This window comes from Flavobacterium pectinovorum, from assembly GCF_900142715.1.
GTDB lineage: Bacteria > Bacteroidota > Bacteroidia > Flavobacteriales > Flavobacteriaceae > Flavobacterium > Flavobacterium pectinovorum.
Genome location: NZ_FRBX01000002.1, coordinates 948,826 through 968,112, shown reverse-complemented (window position 1 = coordinate 968,112; position 19,287 = coordinate 948,826). Strand labels below are relative to the sequence as shown.

General features: G+C 34.1%; 15 protein-coding genes and 2 tRNA genes. 4 read left to right on the top strand and 13 right to left on the bottom strand.

Annotated elements, in window-relative coordinates; translation table 11 throughout:
* Window positions 1-12 precede the first annotated feature (12 nt).
* The 6 genes from BUE22_RS10685 to BUE22_RS10660 are packed head-to-tail and all read right to left on the bottom strand — an operon-like array spanning window position 13 to window position 8,369.
* Window positions 13-1,407 (bottom strand): cation-translocating P-type ATPase, encoded by a 1,395-nt coding sequence (locus BUE22_RS10685; RefSeq protein ID WP_042566282.1) that lies wholly within the window; start codon window positions 1,405-1,407, stop codon window positions 13-15.
* Window positions 1,408-1,434: 27 nt separating this feature from the next.
* A complete protein-coding gene (locus BUE22_RS10680) occupies window positions 1,435-1,980 on the bottom strand; it encodes a c-type cytochrome (RefSeq protein WP_042566281.1) in 546 nt (181 codons plus the stop codon).
* 8 nt (window positions 1,981-1,988) lie between these two features.
* Window positions 1,989-2,513, bottom strand: a complete 525-nt coding sequence (locus BUE22_RS10675; RefSeq protein ID WP_042566280.1) for a DUF3341 domain-containing protein — start codon at window positions 2,511-2,513, stop codon at window positions 1,989-1,991.
* Window positions 2,506-3,906, bottom strand: a complete 1,401-nt coding sequence (gene nrfD / locus BUE22_RS10670; RefSeq protein WP_042566279.1) for an NrfD/PsrC family molybdoenzyme membrane anchor subunit — start codon at window positions 3,904-3,906, stop codon at window positions 2,506-2,508. The genes BUE22_RS10675 and nrfD overlap by 8 nt, the downstream gene beginning before the upstream one ends.
* A 33-nt stretch (window positions 3,907-3,939) precedes the next feature.
* Complete coding sequence (locus BUE22_RS10665; protein ID WP_073395001.1) at window positions 3,940-6,999, bottom strand: TAT-variant-translocated molybdopterin oxidoreductase; 3,060 nt, start codon at window positions 6,997-6,999, stop codon at window positions 3,940-3,942.
* A 32-nt stretch (window positions 7,000-7,031) separates the two neighbouring features.
* On the bottom strand, window positions 7,032-8,369 hold the full coding sequence (locus tag BUE22_RS10660) for a c-type cytochrome (protein ID WP_073395000.1): 1,338 nt from the start codon (window positions 8,367-8,369) through the stop codon (window positions 7,032-7,034).
* 218 nt (window positions 8,370-8,587) lie between these two features.
* Here BUE22_RS10660 and BUE22_RS10655 point away from each other — a divergent pair, with 218 nt between their 5' ends.
* Entirely contained in the window at window positions 8,588-8,977 is a 390-nt protein-coding gene (locus BUE22_RS10655; RefSeq protein WP_042566276.1) for an SPOR domain-containing protein, read from the top strand.
* Window positions 8,978-9,122: 145 nt separating this feature from the next.
* On the opposite strand, the gene BUE22_RS23895 is transcribed toward BUE22_RS10655, so the two are convergent.
* The 4 genes from BUE22_RS23895 to rimP form a co-directional block, all read right to left on the bottom strand.
* Window positions 9,123-9,323 (bottom strand): phosphatase PAP2 family protein, encoded by a 201-nt coding sequence (locus BUE22_RS23895; RefSeq protein WP_243396785.1) that lies wholly within the window; start codon window positions 9,321-9,323, stop codon window positions 9,123-9,125.
* Between the two features lie 860 nt (window positions 9,324-10,183).
* On the bottom strand, window positions 10,184-13,069 hold the full coding sequence (gene infB / locus BUE22_RS10645; RefSeq protein WP_073394999.1) for a translation initiation factor IF-2: 2,886 nt from the start codon (window positions 13,067-13,069) through the stop codon (window positions 10,184-10,186).
* Window positions 13,070-13,117: 48 nt separating this feature from the next.
* A complete protein-coding gene (gene nusA, locus BUE22_RS10640) occupies window positions 13,118-14,371 on the bottom strand; it encodes a transcription termination factor NusA (RefSeq protein ID WP_042566274.1) in 1,254 nt (417 codons plus the stop codon).
* Between the two features lie 13 nt (window positions 14,372-14,384).
* The gene (gene rimP, locus BUE22_RS10635) at window positions 14,385-14,849 is read right to left on the bottom strand and encodes a ribosome assembly cofactor RimP (RefSeq protein WP_073394998.1); all 465 of its coding nucleotides are present in this window, start codon (window positions 14,847-14,849) and stop codon (window positions 14,385-14,387) included.
* A 174-nt stretch (window positions 14,850-15,023) separates the two neighbouring features.
* On the opposite strand from rimP, the gene BUE22_RS10630 reads away from it, so the two are divergent.
* Window positions 15,024-15,848 (top strand): universal stress protein, encoded by an 825-nt coding sequence (locus BUE22_RS10630; protein ID WP_073394997.1) that lies wholly within the window; start codon window positions 15,024-15,026, stop codon window positions 15,846-15,848.
* 67 nt (window positions 15,849-15,915) lie between these two features.
* Here the strand turns inward: BUE22_RS10630 and BUE22_RS23720 are convergent, their stop codons facing one another.
* A complete protein-coding gene (locus BUE22_RS23720) occupies window positions 15,916-16,062 on the bottom strand; it encodes a hypothetical protein (protein WP_159438471.1) in 147 nt (48 codons plus the stop codon).
* 270 nt (window positions 16,063-16,332) lie between these two features.
* On the opposite strand from BUE22_RS23720, the gene BUE22_RS10625 reads away from it, so the two are divergent.
* Window positions 16,333-17,748: an aldehyde dehydrogenase family protein gene (locus BUE22_RS10625; RefSeq protein ID WP_073394996.1), complete on the top strand. Its 1,416-nt coding sequence runs from the start codon at window positions 16,333-16,335 to the stop codon at window positions 17,746-17,748.
* 67 nt (window positions 17,749-17,815) lie between these two features.
* A complete protein-coding gene (locus BUE22_RS10620; RefSeq protein WP_073394995.1) occupies window positions 17,816-18,622 on the top strand; it encodes a helix-turn-helix domain-containing protein in 807 nt (268 codons plus the stop codon).
* Window positions 18,623-18,815: 193 nt separating this feature from the next.
* On the opposite strand, the gene BUE22_RS10615 is transcribed toward BUE22_RS10620, so the two are convergent.
* Window positions 18,816-18,886: transfer RNA gene (locus tag BUE22_RS10615), tRNA-Gln, on the bottom strand.
* A gap of 242 nt (window positions 18,887-19,128) precedes the next feature.
* Window positions 19,129-19,199, bottom strand: a tRNA-Gln gene (locus BUE22_RS10610).
* Window positions 19,200-19,287: the final 88 nt, after the last annotated feature.

Below are 19,287 nucleotides of genomic sequence, written 5' to 3'. Positions count from 1 at the left end.
TTTCTTTAAATATTAATAATGAAAATGTTTACTTTCTTCTATGAAAGGATTTCTTTTTGCTAACAGAGGAGCTTTAGTCAATGCAGTAAATACTACAAAAATAAACAATCCCAGGAAGAAAAGAATAGATGCAATTTCAGAAACTCCAATAAACCATTTATCTCCAACTGTACCAGGCATAACCATATTAAAGAAATCCACATAGTGACCTAATAAGATAACAACACCAGCCATTACAATAACCCAGCTTAAACGTTTAAAGTCAGTATTAACTAAAATCAATAATGGGAAAACAAAATTCATAACAACTGCTCCAAAGAAAGGCAAGTTATATAATTGAATTCTTGTGATAAAATAAGTTACCTCTTCAGGTATATTTGCATACCAGATCAACATAAACTGAGAGAACCATAAGTATGTCCAGAAAATACTAAAGCCAAACATAAATTTCGCTAAATCATGTATGTGACTTGTATTTACATATTCTAAATATCCTTTAGATTTTAAATATATAGTAACTAATGCTATAGTAGTAATAGCGCTTACAATGAAAGAAGCAAATACATACCATCCAAATAAAGTACTGAACCAGTGTGGGTCAAAAGACATAATCCAATCCCAGGACATGATAGACTCAGATACGATAAAGAATACTAAGAATCCTGCAGATAATTTAAAGTTCTTTTTGTAATTTAAATCATCGTTAGCTTCATCTTGAGCCAAGCAATTTTTTCTTGAATAGTGACGGTATAAATTCCATCCTAATAAAAATATACCTGCTCTAACAATCCAAAAAGGAAAGTTTAAATATCCTGCTTTACCAGCAATAATTTCATCATAATTTGGACTTTTAGGATCTGTAACTCCTTCACCTAACCATACAAATATGTGATTAAAATGTAATCCGCAAAGAACTAAAATTAAAAAGAAAATTACTGAAGCTACAGGTAAGTAAGCAGTAATTCCCTGCATTACTCTGAATAAAACCGGAGACCAACCTGCCTGAGCCACTTGTTGAATAGCATAAAATGCTAAAACTCCAAGAGAAATTAACAAAAAGAAAATACAAGCTACATATAATGCAGACCAAGGCTTATTTTGCAATTGGTGCAATACATGTGTTAAATGTTCTTTATGTTCATCGGCAGCACTAATTTCTGCATGTTCACCATCTTTATGTGATTCGTGTGAAGCTTCCGCAGCTTCATGATGTCCCGCTTCTTTATGGGAAGCCTCTGCAGTTTCTTCATGTGCAACACCATGCGAACCATGAGCATCTGCAGCAAGAATTTTTTCAACTTCTTGAATATCTTTAGGAGCAGTTAAAAAACCATATCCAATTCCTAATATACCAACGGCCATTAGGATGATAGAAAAAGTTTTTAATTTACTTGAAAATGTATACATATCTATTACGATCAGTTTGTTCAACAATTATAATTGGCTTTTTAGTTTTAGAACATAGTCAGCAACTAACCAACGTTCGTGGGCACTTAATTGATTTGCATGTGAACCCATTGCATTTAAACCATAAGTTTCAACGTGAAAGATACTTCCTTCAGTGATAACTCTGTCTTTATAGCTAGGTACTCCAAGAAATTTTTCTCTCTCCACCAATTTACCTTTACCGTTTCCAGTTGCACCATGACAACTAATACAGTAAATTTCGAAAAGTTCTTTTCCTTTTCCTGAATTTCTTTCAATAGAATCCAAAGGAGATTTTAAATTAGCTTTTGCCAATTCGTAACCTGCTGTTGAATTTTCATATTCATAAGGTTCGAAACCTCTATTAATAGTTCCTTCTACAGGAAGCTGTCCTTCTTTTCCACCTTTAAATATTTTTGCCTCTGAATAAGTTTCATAACCTACAGATTCATACATATTAGGGAAATACTGATAGTTTGGTGCCGAATTATTGTGGCAAGATGAAACTAAAATAGTTATACCAACTAAAAGTGTTATTTTATATATCCTTTTCATAGCTACAATTAATTCTTTTCAATTACTTTAACTTCAACAGCTCCTGTACCTTCGAAAAAAGAAACTAGTTCAGCTTCATTATCGTTTACAGCAACTTCCATTAAGAAATGGTCATCTGTTGTTCTTACATCAGGATTTTCTGCCTGTTTGAATGGCCATAACCTACTTCTCATATAAAAAGTAATGACCATTAAGTGGGCAGCAAAAAATACTGTCAACTCAAACATAATCGGCACAAAAGATGGCATATTCTGGATATAACTAAAACTTGGTTTTCCTCCAATATCTTGCGGCCAGTCATGAATCATAATATAACTCATCATGAATGTTGCAAAAGAAAGACCAACGCAACCATACAAGAAAGAACAAATTGCTAATCTTGTTGGCGCTAAACCCATAGCTTTATCCAATCCGTGAACTGGGAATGGAGTAAAAACTTCTTCGATATGATGATGAGCAGCTCTTGTTTTCTTTACTGCATCCATCAAAATATCATCGTCATTATAAATGGCGTATATTACTTTATTACTCATGATGTGAATCTTTATTTGCTCTTTCTCTAATGTAATTATCTCCTGTTCCTTTCAAAATTGTTTTAACCTCCGCCTGAGCAATTACAGGGAATGTTCTAGAGTATAATAAAAACAACACAAAGAAGAAACCAATTGTTCCAATAAAAATTCCAATATCAACAAATGTTGGTGAGAACATTGTCCAAGAAGATGGAAGGTAATCTCTATGTAAAGAAGTAACAATAATTACGAATCTTTCAAACCACATTCCGATGTTTACTACAATCGAAATAATAAATGAGAACATGATACTTGTTCTTAGTTTTTTGAACCACATAAATTGTGGAGAGAAAACGTTACAAGTCATCATCGACCAATATGCCCACCAGTAAGGTCCGGTAGCTCTGTTTAAGAAAGCATATTGCTCATACTCTACACCTGAGTACCAAGCTACAAATAACTCAGTGATATATGCAACACCAACAATAGAACCTGTAATCATGATAATGATATTCATCAATTCGATATGTTGTAATGTAATATATGCTTCAAGATTAGAAACTTTTCTCATAACGATCAACAACGTATTTACCATTGCAAATCCTGAGAATACCGCTCCAGCAACGAAGTATGGAGGGAAAATTGTTGTATGCCATCCCGGAATTACAGAAGTAGCAAAGTCCATCGATACAATCGTGTGTACAGAAAGTACAAGAGGAGTAGCCAAACCTGCTAATACTAAAGATACTTCTTCAAAACGCTGCCAGTCTTTCGCTCTACCACTCCACCCAAAACTTAGGATAGAATATACTCTTTTATTGAAAGGTGTTATTGCTCTGTCACGCAGCATTGCAAAGTCAGGTAATAAACCAGTCCACCAAAAAACTAATGATACCGAAAGATACGTAGAAATTGCAAATACGTCCCAAAGTAATGGCGAGTTAAAGTTTACCCATAAAGATCCAAATTGATTTGGAATAGGTAAAACCCAGTATGCCAACCATGGACGCCCCATGTGAATAATTGGAAATAAACCTGCCTGAACTACAGAGAAGATAGTCATTGCTTCTGCAGAACGGTTAATAGCCATTCTCCAACGTTGACGGAAAAGTAATAATACCGCAGAAATTAATGTTCCAGCGTGACCAATACCTACCCACCAAACGAAGTTCGTGATATCCCAAGCCCAACCAACTGTTTTATTTAATCCCCATGTTCCGATACCGGTAGATACGGTGTAAATTATACAACCTAACCCCCAAAGGAAGGCTATTAATGCGATTGAAAATACAATCCACCATTGTTTGTTTGCAGGCCCTTCAACAGGTGCAGCTACATCTACAGTTACATCGTGATAAGATTTATCACCTATAACTAAAGGTTTTCTAATGGGTGCTTCGTAGTGAGACGACATAATCCTTTATATTGTTTCTTATTAATAATTTTACTAAGTATTTCTAACTTTTACGTGATAGAAAACATTTGGTTTTGTACCAACATGCTCTAATAAATGATACATTCTTTCGCTTTCTGCTAATTTAGCCACAGCGCTTTCTTTATCATTTACATCTCCAAACACCATTGCTCCAGATGAACAAGCTGCAGAACACGCACAAGCATTGTTGAATTCATCTTTTGCCACAACTCTACCTTGACGTTTTGCCTCAAGAATAACAGCTTGTGTACTTTGGATACAGAATGAACATTTTTCCATAACTCCACGAGAACGAACGTTTACGTCTGGGTTTAATACCATACGACCTAAATCATCATTCATGTGGTAATCGAATTCACTGTTTTTGTTGTACAAGAACCAGTTGAAACGACGTACTTTATAAGGACAGTTGTTTGCACAATAACGAGTACCAACACATCTGTTGTATGCCATATGGTTTTGACCTTGACGACCGTGAGATGTAGCAGCAACCGGACAAACTGTTTCACACGGTGCGTGGTTACAGTGTTGACACATTACTGGTTGGAAAGCAACTTGTGGATTATCTCCAGGTTTTTCCATTTCATTAAATGTAGATAATGAACTAGATAAACCAGCGATATTTTCTTTTCTTTCGTTATCACCTTCAAAAGTACTTTCAGAAGAATAATATCTGTCAATACGCAACCAGTGCATATCACGGCTTCTTCTAACTTCTGCTTTACCAACAACAGGAACGTTGTTTTCAGCATGACAAGCAATAACACATGCTCCACATCCTGTACAAGCATTTAAGTCAATTGAAAGATTAAAGTGATGTCCTGTAGAACGATCAAATGATTCCCATAAATCGACTGTTGTAGCTTCAACCTCCTGGTGATCTAATGATACCATTGGTTGCTCATTCCAGTGTTTAGCATCTTTAGTATTGAAGATCTCTAAAGTAGTTTCTTTAATGATATCTCCTCTACCCATTAATGTTTTTTGTCCCTGAACACAAGCAAACTCATGCTCTCCATTTGCTTTCGCAATAGAAACAGACTGAACACTATTAAAGTTTTTATATAAAGCGTAAGCATTTAAACCTACTTGCATTTCTTCTTTCAAAGCCGCTTTACGACCATAACCAACAGCTAAACCAACTGTTCCAATAGCTTGTCCTGGCTGAACAATTACTGGTACATTTTCTAATTTAGAACCATCAGCAGTAGTAATTGTAGCATAACTTCCGTTTAAACCTCCGTTAGCAACAATTTCATTCGTTAAGCCTAATTTTTTAGCATCTGCATTTGAAACAGTAACATAGTTATCCCAAGAAACTCTTGTGATTGGATCTGGAAACTCTTGCAACCATGGGTTGTTAGCATGTTGTCCGTCTCCCATACCTGTTTTGGTATACAATACTAATTCAAAGTCACCAGTTGATTTTGATTTTGAAACTGCATTTGCAGCAGTAGAATAATCAAAAGAACCAGCAGCTAATGCACCAGAGCCAATTACAAAAATACCATCATGTAATACTTTATTCCAAGAAGAACCTACAATAATACCAGCTGAATTAACTTTAAGGTAATCATAGAAATTTCCAGAAACTCCGTTTAATGACAATAAAACATCTTGAAATTGTTTTGTATTAAATATAGGACGAATAGTTGGTTGAGTTAAACTATAAGTACCTTTTGTAATTTCAACATCTCCCCAAGATTCTAAGTAATGAGGTGCAGGAGCAGCAATTGTAGTAATCGAAGCAGTTTCATCTTCTTTTAAAGAGAAAGCAACTGAAGTTTTTACTTTTTTCAATCCAGATACAAAAGAAGCTGAATCAGCTAATGTGTAAACAGGATTAATTCCACTCATGATTAAAGTATGAACACTTCCAGCATTCATATCTTTTATTAATTGAGATACAACCGCATTAGAACCTTTTCTAATTTGTCTTGTACTAGCTGTATTATAAGCTTCACTAGCCAATACCTGATTGATAGCCAAAACTAATAATTGAGCATTTTTATCTTCAATTCCAGATACTAAAACTCCTTTAGAACCAGCGGCTCTTAACTGTTGGGCAGCTTTAACTACTTCTGTTTTGTACTTAGCTTCTAAAGTAACCGGAACAGAAGCACCTGCAACGATATTGTATATTTGAACTAAAGCTTGTTTTTGATCAGCAGTTGTCATTGGGACACGCTTATCAGCAGCAGCTCCAGATAATGTCATATTTGATTCAAACTGAAAATGACGAGACATTTTTCCATTTTGAGGAATACGTCCCTGAGCATATCCAGCATCGTATCCTCCACCTTGCCAGTCTCCTAAGAAATCAGCACCAACAGAAACGATTAATGAAGCTTTTGAAAAATCATAATCAACTAAAGCTCTTTCACCATATACAGTCTCAAATGCATCTAATGCGTCTGATGAAGAAACCGCATCATAAACAACGTGTTTTGCATTAGGATTCTTAGCGATGAACTCAGCTATTAATTTTTCAGTAGATGGACTCGCCAAAGTATTAGTCAACAACACTACTTGTCCTCCTTTTGCTTTTGCATCAGCAAGACTTGATTTAATTTTCAAGTCAACAGCAGACCAGCTACTATTTTTACCTTCCAATTTAGGTTCTTTCAAACGCATACTATCATATAAAGCTAAGATAGATGCATGAATTCTCGCATTGGCTGAAAATTTAGCTCCAGAAATAGTATTGTTTTCAATTTTAATTGGACGACCCTCACGAGTTTTTACTAATAAGTTAGCAAAATCAAAACCATCAAAAACAGTAGTTGCATAATAATCTGCAACACCAGGAATGATTTGTTCCGGTTGTAACACATAAGGGATGGACTTGTGAACAGGACCTTCGCAGGCAGCAAGTGTAACAGCTGCTGTACTAAACCCTACGTACTTTAAAAAGTCACGACGTGAAGTTCCAGATGAAGCTAAAGCATCTGCATTTCCTAAGAATTCATCCGTAGGAATTTCTTCAACAAATTCGTTATTTCTAAGCGCCTCAACAATAGAACTATTTTCTAGTTCTTCAACACTTTTCCAGTATTTTTTGTTTGATGACATTGTATATAAATATTAAAATCTTAATAATTCGATTAATAGTGGCATTTACCGCATTCTAAACCTCCCATTTGCGCTGCAGTCAATTTTTCTACACCGTATTTTTTAGAAAGTTCAGCATGAATTTTATCATAGTATGCGTTTCCTTCCATCTTAACATCAGTTTTTCTATGGCAATCAACGCACCATCCCATTGTTAATTTAGAATATTGTTTCATGATTTCAAATTCTTGTACCGGACCGTGACAAGTCTGACATTCAACTCCTGCAACAGAAACGTGTTGTGAGTGATTGAAATATACAAAATCAGGTAAATTATGAATACGAACCCATTTTACAGGCTTAGTTTTTCCAGTATATACTTGTTTAGTTTTATCCCAACCAACAGCATCATACAGCTTTTGAATTTCACCATCGTAAAATGCTTTACTGTGATCTGCAGTAGCTGTAGTTTCAGCAACTTCAGAAATATTTTTATGACAGTTCATACAAACATTTAAGGAAGGAATACCTGCATTTTTACTTACACGTGCAGCAGAGTGACAATATTTACAATTGATCTCGTTATCTCCAGCATGAATTTTATGCGAATAGTGAATTGGCTGAATTGGCTCATAGTTTTGATCTACACCAACCTGCATCAAAAATCCATACACAAAATAACCACTTGCCAAAAGTAAAAATATAGAAGTAACCAATACTAAAAATTGATTTTTAGCAAATGCTTTCCAGATTGGAGTTCTTGCCTCTCTAGGAGCGACTACAATACCATTGTTACTAGCAACTTTAGTTAACACTTTGTTTACCATGAACAACATGACAACCAAAATAGCCATTACCAAAGCAAGAGCACCTAAAATAATATTATTAGAAATTCCACTTCCTTCCTGCACACCACCTGTTGGCAATGCAGCAGTTCCAGGAGCACCAGCAGCTGGCACAGCTTTTTCTTCAGAAGTATAAGCGATAATATTATCAATATCACCTTCAGATAATTGAGGAAAAGAAGTCATTACAGACTTGTTGTTTTCTTCAAAAAGTTTTACTGCAACAGGATCACCTGACTTAATCATGTCAGAACTGTTATGAACCCACTTGTAGATCCAAGCCATTTCATGCTTAGCAGCAACTCCTCGTAGAGCAGGACCTGTCGATTTAGCATCTAGTTTGTGACATGCAGCGCAATTTGCATTAAAAAGTTCTTTCCCTTTTACTGGATCACCGCCTGCAGTTGCAGCCGGAGCAGCAGCTTCAGGCGCCGCCGGAGCAGCAGCAGCATCTTGAGCAAATGAAGTTAGGGAGAAAATAAGTGTTAGCGATAAGCTAAGCAGCAATTTTCTTGAGATCGAATTATGGTTACCCACCTTTTTCATATAGTATAATAATTATCTACTAATTTTTGGTATGATTTTTTCTGTATTAATTAAGCAAAAATCTATACCCTCTTTTAAAACTTGCACAAAAATACGACTTATGAACTATTCTCAAAACCTTAAAATACTCTTAAATATCAATTTATATCAATTCTAAATAATATCAAAATTTTTAATACAAACTTTAAATCCTATTTTTGCATAAAAACCATCACATTATGAGAATTTTAACTCCTTCAAAAAAAGTTTTCTTAACATTAATAATGACAACTTTAGCATATAACATTAATGCGCAAGACCAAAATTTAACACTAAATCAAGACCCTAAATTTGAGCAATTATTAAATGACAAGCGTAAAATTAACACGTCGTTAACCACAAACGAAACTTATAAAATTCAAATATTCAGCGGAAAAAGCGAAGAGGCAAAAAAGACCTTGAGTGATTTCAAAAGAGAATATAGTGATATTGATGGTACTATAATTTTTAATACTCCCAACTACAAAGTTTTAGTTGGAAATTTTAAAACAAGAATAGAAGCTGAACGAAATTTAGTCGAGATTAAGAAAAAATACAAAAGTGTTTTTCTAATAAAACCAACCAAGTAATGATAAAAAAAGCAACTTAATTAAGTTGCTTTTTTTATGACCAAATCACAAAAATAAATTTATATTAAAGATTCCCCAAAATAAAAATAATTTTGTTTTTTGTTTCAAAATTTACCTGATTTATTTTAAATCTGATTAATCATTTTTATTCTTTTTCTTTACTTTGCTCTATTATTCCTAATACTTCTTCTTTAACTGCTTCAAAGTCTCTTTGGAAAGCCTGATTAGAACGAAGACACTTTACGGTTTCATTCCCCATAATCCTACCCATTTCCACATCACTATACAAATGCGCATTACAAATGACACGACTTTCACCAAACTCGTATCCACGTTTTAAAATCATTTCTTCTCTATAGGGAAAAATTTCGCTAAAAACCAATGTCCAAGTCCAGCCAACGGCTGTATCCAGAGGGAAAAGAACCTATTTTACACAATACTTCCTCTTGCTCCGTAGTACAGGTTTTAGAATTATTAACAACAAAAGGGCGTTCTCGATTGTAATGATTTTTAGCTGCATATGTAGACAAACCGGCATCTGTCATTACTCTGCGCATAAATAAAGCTTGGGTGTTTTTTCCTCACTAATTTTAATACCTAAAGTAGATTCAAAGGATTTAACTGCAGCCGGAAATGACAAATTTGCATCATTAGCCGCCTGTATAAAACGAATTCTATCTTAGATTCTACTGCTTTTTTAGCATGCTCCAGGTCAAGTATGAAGGCCTCATAATTAAGTTCCGGAGGTGGTGATAACAACACTAAACTATTTGGCATTTCGTCTTCTGATAAATATCCGCACAACAAATCAGGCATAATTTCCTTTAACTGCTCAATATTTGTAAAGGCACGTATAGCATTAGATTTAAAAACCTTTATTTATAAGTGTATTTATTGTATGAATTATTCTAATTTTCATTTAAGACTTTCATTAATAAAACAAAATTTCTTCAATCAGAAAACAAAAAATGTTATCACAAAGAAATCAATAATTCATTAAAAATTATGCGTAATTATAATTTGAAACAATTAATTACCAATGTCTAATTGAAAGCTATTTAGATTTCATCTTGTTTAAAATACGCCACCATTATAAAAGAATGAATAAAAAACAACTCTGAAACATAGAAATTCAATTTCAAAAAGTATAAAACAAAAAAAAATCCCGATGGCTCGGGATTTTTATATTTGAAAAATATTTCAATTTTATTTCAATTTTTTCTTGATAGCAACTTCATGGTATGCTTCAATAACATCTCTTTCTTCAATGTCATTATAACCTTTAATCTGGATACCACAATCGTAACCTTTCGAAACTTCTTTCACATCATCTTTGAAACGTTTCAAGGCCACAAGTTCTCCCGTATGCACTACTACTCCATCTCTGATAACTCTGATTTTAGAAGTTCTCATAATTTTACCATCCATCACCATACAACCTGCAATCGATCCAACTTTAGAAATTTTGAAAATCTCACGAATTTCAGCAGTTCCTAAAATTTCTTCTTTCATTTCAGGAGCCAACATTCCTTCCATTGCATCTTTCAAGTCATCTATCGCTGCATAGATAATAGAATAGTAACGGATATCGATTTCTTCCTTATCTGCAAGTTGTCGAGCATTTCCAGCAGGACGAACATTAAATCCAATAATAATCGCATCAGATGCAGAAGCCAACATAACATCAGTTTCAGTAATTGCCCCCACTCCTTTATGGATAATATTAATTTGAATTTCTTCTGTAGAAAGTTTAGAGAACGAATCTGACAATGCTTCAACAGATCCATCAACGTCTCCTTTAAGGATTACGTTTAATTCTTTAAACTGACCAAGAGCGATACGACGACCAATTTCATCAAGTGTTATATGTCGTTGTGTACGTACAGATTGTTCACGCATTAATTGAGAACGTTTTGATGCAATTTGTTTTGCTTCTTTTTCATCTTCAAAAACGTTAAACTTATCACCTGCAGTTGCCGCACCATCAAGACCTAAAACAGATACCGGAGTCGAAGGACCTGCTTCTATAACGATATGCCCTCTTTCATCATGCATGGCTTTAATTTTACCATGATGTTTCCCAGCCAACATATAATCTCCAACTTTTAATGTTCCGTGTTGAACCAAAATTGTTGATACATATCCTTTTCCTTTATCTAAGAAAGCTTCTACAACTGTTCCTTGTGCCGCTTTGTTTGGATTAGATTTTAAATCTAGTATTTCAGCTTCTAATAAAACCTTCTCTAATAATTCTTTTACCCCTGTTCCGACTTTTGCAGAAATATCATGTGACTGAATTTTTCCACCCCAATCTTCAACAAGTAAATTCATACCAGCCAAACGCTCTTTGATTTTCTCAACATTAGCATTTGGTTTATCAATTTTATTGATTGCAAATATAATTGGAACTCCCGCTGCTTGTGCATGAGAGATTGCTTCTTTAGTTTGTGGCATGATATCATCATCCGCAGCTACAACGATAATAGCAATATCGGTAACCTGAGCTCCACGTGCACGCATAGCGGTAAACGCCTCGTGACCCGGTGTATCTAAGAATGCGATTTTTTGACCGTTATCAAGAGTTACTCCGTAAGCTCCAATATGCTGTGTAATTCCTCCAGACTCACCTGCAATAACATTTTCTTTACGAATATAATCCAGTAAAGATGTTTTACCGTGATCGACGTGCCCCATTACAGTAACGATTGGCGCTCTAACAACTAAATCTTCTTCTTTATCTGCAACTACCTCAATAGCTTCTTCGATATCAACAGTAATGAATTCAACTTCATAACCAAATTCATCAGCTACGATTGTTAATGTTTCAGCATCTAAACGTTGGTTCATGGTTACCATGATACCAAGAGACATACAAGTTCCAATTACTTTGGTAATCGGCACATCCATCATGATTGCAATTTCACCTACAGTAACAAATTCAGTAACTTTAATAGTTTTACTTCCTTCATCAAGTGCTCTTTGCTCATCATCAGATTTCTGACGGTGCGTTTCTCTTTTATCTCTTCTGTATTTAGCTGCTTTTGATTTTCCACCTTTACCCTGAAGTTTTTCAAGAGTTTCTCTAATTTGGTTTTTTACTTCCTCTTCAGTTGGCTCAACTTTAGCAACAATAGCCGGACGGTTTCCTTTTACAAAACCAGGTCTTGCACTTCTGTTTGCATTAAAACCTCCACCACCAGTGTTTGGTGTAATTTTATTAGGATTTGGTGTCCCCGGCGCATTACCAGTTGCTGGTTTTGGCGCACCCGGAGTTCCAGGCTTAGGAGCAATTCTTTTACGCTTATTTTTGTTAGCGTTATTTCCTGCTCCCGGAGCACCCGGTTTATTTGGTGTTATCTTAGGATCTTCTTTCTTTTTCTTAGGCTTGTTAAATTGAGATAAATCAATTGTTTGCCCAGTAAGAGTAGTTCCTGATAATTTTTGATATTGAGTAGTGATGGTCTCCTCAGCTGTTGCAGGATCTGTTGAAACAACAGGTTCTGATGCTACTTTAGGAGTCTCAGCTTTTACTTCTTTTTTCTCTGTAATAATAGGTTTTTCAACCTTTTTCTCTTCAGAAACTACAGGAGCTACAACAGGCGGCTCAGGCTGTACAATTTCTTTTTGAACAGGTTTTTCTGGTTGAGTTGGAGTAACAGCTACCTTTGGTTCTTCGACTTTAGCCGGTTCCTCAACAGGTGGTGTAGAAACAACTGCAGGTTTCTTTGGATTTAAATCTATTTTACCAACTTGAACAGGCCCTGTTACAACAGCTCTCGCTTTGATAATCTCTTGTTGTTTTTGGCGCTCTTCGTCCTGTCTGCGTTTGTCTTCAATTTCTTTCTCACGCTCAACACGTAATGCTTCTTTTTCTTTTCTTTTTTCTTCTCCTACCTCTTTAGAAGCTTCCTTATTCCCCTTATCGCCCGCAAATTGGCTTTGTAGGATATTAAATTCGCTATCAGAAATTTTCGCATTTGGATTTGCATCAATAGCAATCCCCTTATCTTTTAGATAATCAACAGCTCTTTCTAACGAAATATTTAATTCCCTTAAAACCTTGTTTATTCTTATTACTCTCTCTTCAGACATATAACCTTTTTATTATTACCTTTTTCGTTGTGTTGTTAGAGCAGATAACTAACTATCAAACTCTTCTTTTAGTATTTTCATAACGTCAAGAATAGTTTCCTCTTCTAAATCCGTTCTTCTTACTAAATCTTCTACTTCTTGCTTTAAGATACTTTTTGCAGTATCTAAACCTATTTTAGCAAATTCTTCAATTACCCAGCCTTCGATTTCGTCTGAAAACTCTGTTAATTCAACATCGTCTTCATCAGCCGTTGCACCTGCAACATCTCCTTCACGAATAACATCTAACTCGTAACCTGTTAGCTGACCTGCTAATTTAATATTGTGACCTCCTCTACCAATTGCTTTAGAAACTTCTTCTAATTTTAAGAAAACTTCAGCTCTTTTGTTTTCTTCATCAATTTTGATTGAAGAAACTTTTGCAGGGCTTAATGCTCTCGTAATAAACAATTGAATATTGCTTGTATAGTTGATTACGTCAATATTTTCGTTTCCTAATTCACGAACAATTCCGTGAATACGAGATCCTTTCATACCTACGCAAGCTCCAACAGGATCAATTCTATCATCATAAGAATCTACCGCTACTTTTGCTTTTTCACCAGGAATACGCACTACATTTTTAACTGTAATTAAACCGTCGAATACCTCAGGAATTTCTTGTTCAAATAATTTTTCCAAGAACTTTTCAGAAGTTCTTGACATGATAATTTGAGGTTTATTTCCTTTTAATTCAACACTTTCAATGATTCCACGAACGTTATCTCCTTTACGGAAAAAGTCAGACGGGATTTGTTTTTCTTTCGGAAGCACAATTTCGTTTCCTTCATCATCTACTAAGATAACTACTCTAGGGCGCACGTGGTGTACTTCAGCAGTATAAATATCACCGATAATATCTTTAAATTGCTTGTAAAGATTTGTATTATCGTGTTCGTGAATTTTAGATATTAAGTTTTGACGCAATGCCAAAATAGCTCTTCTTCCTAAATCGATCAATTTAACTTCTTCAGAAACTTCTTCACCAATTTCAAAATCCGCTTCAATCATTCTTGCTTCAGTCAAGGTAATTTCTTCGTTCTCAAAATCAAGATCTTCGTCAGCAACGATTACTCTTCTTCTCCATATCTCCATATCCCCTTTATCAGGATTTATAATAATGTCGAAGTTGTCATCAGAACCGTATTTTTTCTTCAATGCATTTCTAAACACGTCCTCTAAAATTGCCATAAGCGTTACACGATCAATAAGTTTATTATCTTTAAACTCTGAGAATGAATCGATTAATGCTAAATTTTCCATGCGAATTCTTTAATTAAAATGTTACTGTAACAATTGCCTCTTTAATTTCTGTATAAGGTATTTGTTGCTCTTTTTGAACTGTTTCTTTTCCTTTTCCTACTTTTTTCGGTTCTCTTGCTTTCCAAGACAAAATTATAAAAACATCGTTAGCTTCTACTAATTCTGCTTCAATTTTTTCAGTTTTTGTAGTAACAATCAACGTTCTACCTACATTTTTCTTGTATTGTCTTGTCATTTTCAAAGGCGATCCTACTCCAACAGATGCTACTTCAAGCGAAAAATCCTGCTCTTCACGATCCAGATTATTCTCGATTGCGCGACTAATATCGATACAATCCTGCAACGCCACTCCATTATCCCCATCTAAACCTACACTAATTTTGAAAGAATCCGAAATAGCAAGATCAATCAAAAAGATTGACGGCTTTTCCAGAAGAGCCTCTGTAATTAGTTCGTTTACTTTTTCTTTAAATGTCATAATTTTATAAAAAGAGGGGACACTTAGTCCCCTCATTATTTAGATTTTAATAAATAACGGTGCAAATATAGTGTTTTTTTTATAAATCAAAATAAATACATTGCTCTAAAATATTTCTTATCTTTATAGAAGCATTAAAAATAAAGAATTTCACCTTATTTAACCCTAAAAGTTATGAAACGAATTCTAGTACCTACAGATTTTTCAGAACATGCTGAAGACGCTTTAAAAGTCGCCGCACAAATTGCCAAAAAAAACGATTCTGAAATTATCATTTTACACATGCTTGAGTTGCCCCATCAAATGAATGATGCAATTTTGGGCGGTGTGAGTATTCCGGAAACCATGCTTTTTATGAAAAAAGCAAACGAAACACTTGACGAAATTTCATCAAGTCCATATCTGGACGGAATTCCTGTTACCGAAATTGTAAAAATGGACAAACCAATTCACGGCATCACTCAAATAAGCAAAGATTACGATGTTGACTTAATCATTATGGGATCACACGGTTCTTCTGGAATTGAGGAATTACTAATTGGCTCTAATACTGAAAAAGTGGTTCGTAATTCTGAAATCCCGGTTTTGGTTATCAAAAAAGACATAAAAAACTTTAATGCTTCAAATATTGTTTTCGCATCAGATTTTACAGAAGAAACTAAAAAGCCATTTGAAAAACTGTTGAATATTACTAAATTTTTCGATTCAAAAATACACCTGGTAACTATTTGCACACCAAACAGTTTTAAACCAACTCATGTTGTAGAACAAGCAATAAAGGAATTCACTTCAGAATTCAACCTTACGAATTACTCAACACACATTTACAACGACACGAATATAGAAAAGGGAATTATTAATTTCTCTAATAGTATAAATGCAGACATTATTGGGATGTGCACACATGGAAGAACCGGTTTTGCACATTTTTTCAATGGAAGCATTAGCGAAGGTTTAGTAAATCACGCTGTTAAACCCGTAATAACATTTAAAATTTAAATAACACAACAAACACAAAAGCTTCTCAATTGAGAAGCTTTTTTTATAATAACTACGTTTAACACTCTTATGTTACTATTCCAACTATTGGATTAATAATTGGCTCTAAAGATTTTATCACCTTTACAAGCTCATCAAACAAATTTCCTCCTTGCACTTCTTTCATTTCAGAAGAATCTAACTTCTCAAACTCAAATTTTTTTAAATTATCCATAATTTTAAATTTTTAGTTAAAACAAAAACGCACTGCAGTATTTTTTCGTCATATCAAATATACTTAAAACACTAATAAACAGACATATAAGTCAAATAAAAAACTTACTTATTTGAAATTTTAACATCTAAATTTATATTCCGCTATAATTATTCTTCATAAAAACTTTTTTTTATGAGCTTTATAACAAAGTCTATTTGAGCCTTACAACAAAGCAAGCAGTATTCTTAATCCAGATCTTTGTCTAATAAAATTCATAAAAAATATACCATGAAAACAATAGACAAAATTTACATTAACGGAGAATTTATTACACCAAAAGGAACAGAATATTTCGATCTTATTAGCCCCACAACTAATGAAAAATTAGGAAAAGTTCTTTTAGGAAACCAAGAAGACACACAAAAAGCGATAGACGCCGCTAAAACAGCTTTTAAAACTTTTTCTAAAACAACAATTACCGAAAGAATTCACTATTTACAGAATATCCAAACTTCTATTAAAAAAAGAAAAGAAGAATTCATTAGCACAATGATTGAAGAATACGGGGGAACATCTCAATTTGCAACAATCAGCTTTGATTATATGCTAAAAAGTTTTGAGTCGGCAATTCAACTATTAAACACTTATAGTTTCAACAAAATTATGGGTGAATCTGAAGTTCAGATGACACCAATTGGTGTGGTTGGAATTATTATTCCATGGAATTCAAGCAATGGTTTTATCTGTGGCAAACTCTCAACAGCAATTGCCGCAGGATGTACGGCAGTAATAAAACCAAGCGAAATGAGTGCTCAACAAACACAATTAATTACAGAATGCCTTCATGAAGCTGGCTTGCCAAAAGGCGTTTTTAATATCGTTAATGGTTTAGGCGAAATTGTCGGTGCCGAAATAAGCCGCAATCCTGATGTTGCTAAAATTTCGTTTACAGGCTCTACAGCTGTTGGAAAAATTATTGCAAAAGAAGCTGTTAACACTATGAAACGCGTTACACTAGAACTTGGAGGAAAATCACCTAATATTATTCTGGATGACGCTAATTTTTCAGAAGCAATTCCGCGTGCAATAGCTGCCGCGTATATGAACAGTGGACAAGCGTGTATTGCAGGCACAAGATTATTGGTACCCGAAGATAAACTAGAAGAAGTTAAATCGTTGATTAACAACAGCACTCAAAACATCGTTGTTGGCGATCCAAAAAACACAACTACTACAGTAGGCCCAATGGTTAGCATAAAACAATATGAAAGAGTTCAAAATTATATTCAAATAGGAATTAATGAAGGTGCCGAAATTTTAATTGGCGGTTTAGGAAAACCTAACGGATTAGAAAATGGCAATTTTGTTAAACCAACTGTATTTGTAAATGTAAAAAACAACATGCGTATTGCACAAGAAGAAATATTTGGTCCAGTTTTATCAATCATTACTTACCAAACAGAAGAAGAAGCCATTAAAATTGCAAACGACACCACTTACGGATTACAAGCTTATATAAGCTCTTCTAACGAAAAAAGAGCACATAACGTAGCTTCTCAAATTAACGCAGGACGTGTGCAAATAAACGGAATTAAACATGATCCTATGGCTCCTTTTGGCGGATTTAAACAATCAGGAATAGGCAGGGAATTTGGCACAATTGGACTTGAAGCTTATCTTGAACCAAAAGCCTTAATTCGATAAATACCTAAATACAAGGATCTGAAAATCTTCATAAATAGATTTTCAGATCTTTTACTAACTTTACATTATGACAGCAATCACAAATACAAAACCCAAAATACTATATTCCTGTTATTTTGCACGCAGTCGACAAGGTGAACATTTTATTCCCGAACATGTTTTTAGTTATCAGGTTTCCGGAGAAATGATCGCTTCTGACAGCAAAAACACTTATCATTCTAAACCGGGTGATTTTCGCCTTAGCAAAAGAAATCACTTAGCTAAATTTATTAAAATTCCGCCCGAGGGAGGCGAATTCAAATCGATATCACTTTTTCTAGATCAGGAAATTTTACGCGAAATAAGCAACGAATACAACATCAAGATTCAAAGAAAAACAGATTCGGAATCTATGATTCCACTAGCTTCTGATCCGCTGTATAAATCATTCATAGAATCACTAATTTCTTATCTTGAAGTTGAGCAGGAAAACAACGAAGCTTTATTTAAACTAAAAATAAAAGAAGCCATTCATCTTTTAATCAAAGTGAATCCTGAATTAAAGGATATTCTGTTTGATTTTACCGAACCCGGAAAAATAGATTTAGAAGCTTTTATGAATAAAAACTTTCATTTTAACGTACACTTAAATCGTTTTGCTTATTTAACCGGCAGAAGTCTTGCTACTTTTAAAAGAGATTTTGAAAAAGTATTCCAGCAAACGCCTGGAAAATGGTTGCTAAACAAAAGACTTCAGGAAGCTTATTATTTAATCAAGCAAGGAAATCCTCCATCAGAAGTTTATATCGGAGTAGGCTTTGAAGATTTATCCCATTTTTCTTTTTCGTTTAAAAAGAAATTTGGAGTAGTTCCTTCTTCCTTGTTTTCAAAATAAATATTCAACAACTATTTATATTTTTCAGCAAAGCTCGTATACAATACAAGAAAACGAGAAACCTGAGCTTCTCATTTTCAATTTTTATTTAAATATTCAGATATCAAGAGATTAAATACTACTCTCAAGTAGTACACTTGCTTCAGCACGAGACATTGCATAAAAAAAGCCTCTCGATTGAGAGGCTTTTATGTTGGTCTACAAGGACTCGAACCTTGAAAGACTGCACCAAAAACAGTTGTGTTACCATTACACCATAGACCAGCAGTGCGATTAAGCGAATGCAAATTTAATTTAATTTTTAGTTTACACAAACTTTTTATAAAATAACCGTAAACATTTTTTTTATAAAAATCCAAACACTAACGAAAGATTAAATAAAAAGAGAAAATTATTTTTTTTTCTATAAAAAATTTCTCTCTCCAGTAAAAATTGAAAATTACTTATCTCAACAAAATCTTTAAGTTTATAACATAAAAAAAGCCTCTCGATTGAGAGGCTTTATGTTGGTCTACAAGGACTCGAACCTTGAAAGACTGCACCAAAAACAGTTGTGTTACCATTACACCATAGACCAGCAGTGCTGTTAAGCGAGTGCAAATTTAAAGCTTTTTTTAGTTTGCGCAAACTTTTTGACGAAAAAAATCAATTTTTTTTCCTTTTTA